This window comes from Gluconobacter sp. GP1 (genome assembly GCF_032913585.1).
Classification (GTDB): Bacteria; Pseudomonadota; Alphaproteobacteria; order Acetobacterales; family Acetobacteraceae; genus Gluconobacter; species Gluconobacter cerinus.
On the sequence record NZ_JASGXC010000044.1, the window covers coordinates 1 to 1,035 of the forward strand.

Sequence of the window (1,035 nt, forward strand, 5' to 3'; positions counted from 1 at the left end):
TGATGTTCAAAATCCTGGTGATCCAGACGCTGAATAATCTGTCCGATGAACGGACGGAATATCTGATCAATGACCGCCTGTCGTTCATGCGTTTTCTTGGTCTGGGGCTGTCAGATCGCGTGCCCGATGCCAAAACGGTCTGGCTGTTTCGCGAGCGTCTGACACAGGCGGGTGCGGTCGATGGTCTGTTCAATCGCTTTGATGCAACCCTGCGGAACGCTGGTTATCTCCCGATGTCAGGGCAGATCCTGGATGCAACGCTGGTCGCGGCTCCCAGGCAGCGCAACACAAATGCTGAGAAAGCGGATCTGCGTGAAGGGCGGATCCCACAGGACTGGCAGGACAAGCCGTCAAAGCTGTCCCACAAGGACAGGCATGCGCGGTGGACGCTGAAGTTCACGAAAGCAAAGCGGCAGGAGGATGGGACGATCCCCGCAACAGATCTTGCCATCCCATTCTTTGGCTACAAATCCCATGTCTCCATCGACCGAAAATTTCGGTTGATCCGGAAATGGAAAACAACCGATGCCGCCGCCAGTGATGGTGCGCGATTGAGAGAGGGCTTGCTGGATAAAACCAATACGGCCTCAATAGTCTGGGCAGACACAGCCTATCGCTCAAAAGCCAACGAAGACTTCATGGAGAAGCAGGGCTTTGTCTCGAAGGTCCACAGGAAAAAGCCGCATCTCAAGCCTATGCCTCGGCACATCCAGAAATCCAACGCCGGAAAGTCCGTTATCCGGTCACGTGTCGAGCATGTCTTTGCTGATCAGAAGTCACAGACCGGACTGTTCATCCGGACAGTGAGTATCACTCGTGCAACCATGAGGATCGGGCTGGCCAATATCGTCTATAATATGCGCCGCCTTCTCTTCCTCGAGAGGATTAACGCCCACGCGTAGCAGTCCAGCGGATGATCGTTCCCGATCTGCTCAAAACGCAGAGCGAAAGCCACCCCAGGAGCCATCAATCAGCACGCCAAAACTCTGAAATCAGGAGCCAGACGCATCAATCAACGGTTCTTCGATCTCTCCA

1 protein-coding gene is annotated in these 1,035 nt (G+C 54.4%); it reads left to right on the plus strand.

Going from position 1 to position 1,035, the window contains the following annotated elements; genetic code table 11:
- A partial coding sequence (locus tag R5H23_RS16825; protein ID WP_211516549.1) for an IS5 family transposase occupies window positions 1-902 on the plus strand: 902 nt, incomplete at its 5' end.
- Window positions 903-1,035: the final 133 nt, after the last annotated feature.